The sequence below is a fragment of the Chitinophaga sp. genome, assembly GCF_035564935.1.
In the GTDB taxonomy this organism is placed as follows: domain Bacteria; phylum Bacteroidota; class Bacteroidia; order Chitinophagales; family Chitinophagaceae; genus Chitinophaga.
The window spans coordinates 1-2,142 of the sequence record NZ_DATMTE010001071.1 but is presented as its reverse complement, the minus strand read 5'-3'; the positions used below and the strand labels follow the sequence as shown (position 1 = coordinate 2,142).

Sequence of the window (2,142 nt, the reverse complement as noted above, 5' to 3'; positions counted from 1 at the left end):
ATTAAATAATGAAAACCAGCCGGTTAGATATATATTAACCGGTAATCCTAAATCCTGCAGAAAAACCGTCAGTTATGATTCAGATTACCTTATCTTATAAAAACCGTGAATACCGGCATTTTGAAGATTCACCACTTGCACAGATAGCCGAAACCACCCGGAAACTACTTCACGCTTTACTGGAAGATATATATGACCTGGTGGCAAAAGAAACCGGCCGCTTTCTTATCTATCTCGATCATCATCCGAAGATTGAAGTAGAAGGATTCAGTCATAGCCTGCGCAACCAGATAGAGCGTACGCTTCGTGGGGAGTCGGCCTATGAAGATGACTATTGAGTGTAGATAAGTTGTTCCACTCCTGCTGTAGTCATATAAAGTATGCTTACCTTAGTTTATAAATCAGACAAGGAGCATGCAGCTTACCTTCATCCAGGTATTGGAATTACTGGGCACTTTTGCGTTTGCTGTTTCGGGAGCTACCGCAGCCATCAACAAATCATATGATGTAATAGGATTACTGGCGCTGGCCTTTATAACGGCTATTGGCGGCGGAACGATCCGCGATCTGCTGACCGGCGCAACACCGGTAGCCTGGATGACGGATGAATTAAGTAATACTGCTATTATTGCTGCTGCCATTATTGCCGCTTTATTTTTCTCCTATGTAAAAAAGCTCACCCGTTTGCTTAGTACGTTTGATGCAATAGGACTTGGCCTGTTTACCATTACCGGCATCAACAAGGGAGTGGCAGCGGGGCTTCCCATGCCGGTGTGCGTGGCACTGGGTGTAATTACCGGTACGTTCGGCGGCCTGCTGCGCGATGTGATCACCGGGGAGCAGCCTATTCTTTTCACCCGGGAAATATATGCCGCCGCTTCTATTGCCGGCGGGATCCTGTACCTGGTGGCCGGACACTTTACCGGCATCTCCGGGGATATTGCACAAGGTATAGCCGTTACCGTTATAGTTGCTATCCGGCTGATAAGCCTGCGCCATAACTGGCAATTGCCCCGCATACGTTCCTGAACCGGGTGTTGAACGGTAAATAAAATTTATTATATTGCTGATATGATGGCATTATTTGATAATTATATCGCCTTTGCGACTACCGTATTCATGGGATTACTGGCAATTGTAAATCCTATTTCAGCCATCCCTGTTTTCATGGAGCTGACTTCCAACATGGATAAAAAGGCCAAGCGGAATATTGCCACGAAATCAGTGATCATTGCCTTTTGTATTATTCTTGTTTTCAGCGTGGCAGGCAAATTGATATTCCATGTTTTTGGTATTACATTGGCCGCGCTGCGTGTTACCGGTGGTATCCTCGTTTTTGTGATCGGGTACGAAATGGTACGCGGGGAAAAAGAAAATAAAAATGAAAATCCTAAGCTCGGTACGCAACCCGTGAAAGCAGATCAGGGGATCAGCGTAGCTATTACCCCGCTGGCGATGCCTTTACTGGCAGGCCCTGGCGCAATTACCACCTCCATGAGTTATTCTGCCGCAAAAGATCTTATACATCTTACTGTTGTAATAGGCATTTATGCACTTATATGTTATATCACCTATCTCCTCTTTATTGCAGGTGAACGCATTGTAAAAATTATCGGCACCAATGTAATGATGGTCATTACAAAAATGATGGGACTTATCCTTGCTGTTATCGGCGTTCAGATGTTTGCACTTGGCATTCGTGAACTTTTTAATTTTTAAAAACATTTTTTTCCAGAACAATTTTAAATCGTTTCGTGTTATTATTCCAGATGCGCATTAAGGAATTTATTTAGGGAAAAAAATAAGGAGAAAATAATCAGGAAAGTTAGCAGCCATCATCCGCATAGCGTTAGCCCGCTATGAATACCAGGCGCATCGGACAAAATCCAAAGCCATTTTATCCTATTGAAACGCTCCACGTAAAATACGTGCAGGTTTCCTATTGCCTTGCCTTCTTTAAAAAATTTTTTAGTTGAACAACAGGTAAAATCCGTTATTGATTACTAGGTGGATGTTATTTGTTCTTTTTTTTTAATAGGAACATAAAAGAATCAATATAGACGGAACAGTTAGCAGAAAAGCCGTCCCGATTCCTCGGGACGGCAGTCTTTTTTAGCCTTAGCTTTTCTTTTTACGCTTGCT

Annotated in this window: 3 protein-coding genes; all 3 read left to right on the top strand. The window is 43.0% G+C overall.

The features are described 5' to 3' along the window. The first annotated feature begins 74 nt into the window (after positions 1-74). The 3 genes from VN105_RS27680 (at position 75) to VN105_RS27670 (ending at position 1,719) form a co-directional block, all read left to right on the top strand. Positions 75-338 (top strand): hypothetical protein, encoded by a 264-nt coding sequence (locus tag VN105_RS27680; RefSeq protein ID WP_325646372.1) that lies wholly within the window; start codon positions 75-77, stop codon positions 336-338. Positions 339-414: 76 nt separating this feature from the next. Beyond that, a complete protein-coding gene (locus VN105_RS27675; RefSeq protein WP_325646370.1) occupies positions 415-1,029 on the top strand; it encodes a trimeric intracellular cation channel family protein in 615 nt (204 codons plus the stop codon). A 42-nt stretch (positions 1,030-1,071) separates the two neighbouring features. Beyond that, entirely contained in the window at positions 1,072-1,719 is a 648-nt protein-coding gene (locus VN105_RS27670; RefSeq protein ID WP_325646368.1) for a MarC family protein, read from the top strand. Positions 1,720-2,142: the final 423 nt, after the last annotated feature.

Bases quoted from the DNA above. Each gene is read 5' to 3' on its own strand.
- VN105_RS27680 (WP_325646372.1), top strand. From the start codon at position 75: ATGATTCAGATTACCTTATCTTATAAAAACCGTGAATACCGGCATTTT.
- VN105_RS27675 (WP_325646370.1), top strand. From the start codon at position 415: ATGCAGCTTACCTTCATCCAGGTATTGGAATTACTGGGCACTTTTGCG.
- VN105_RS27670 (WP_325646368.1), top strand. From the start codon at position 1,072: ATGATGGCATTATTTGATAATTATATCGCCTTTGCGACTACCGTATTC.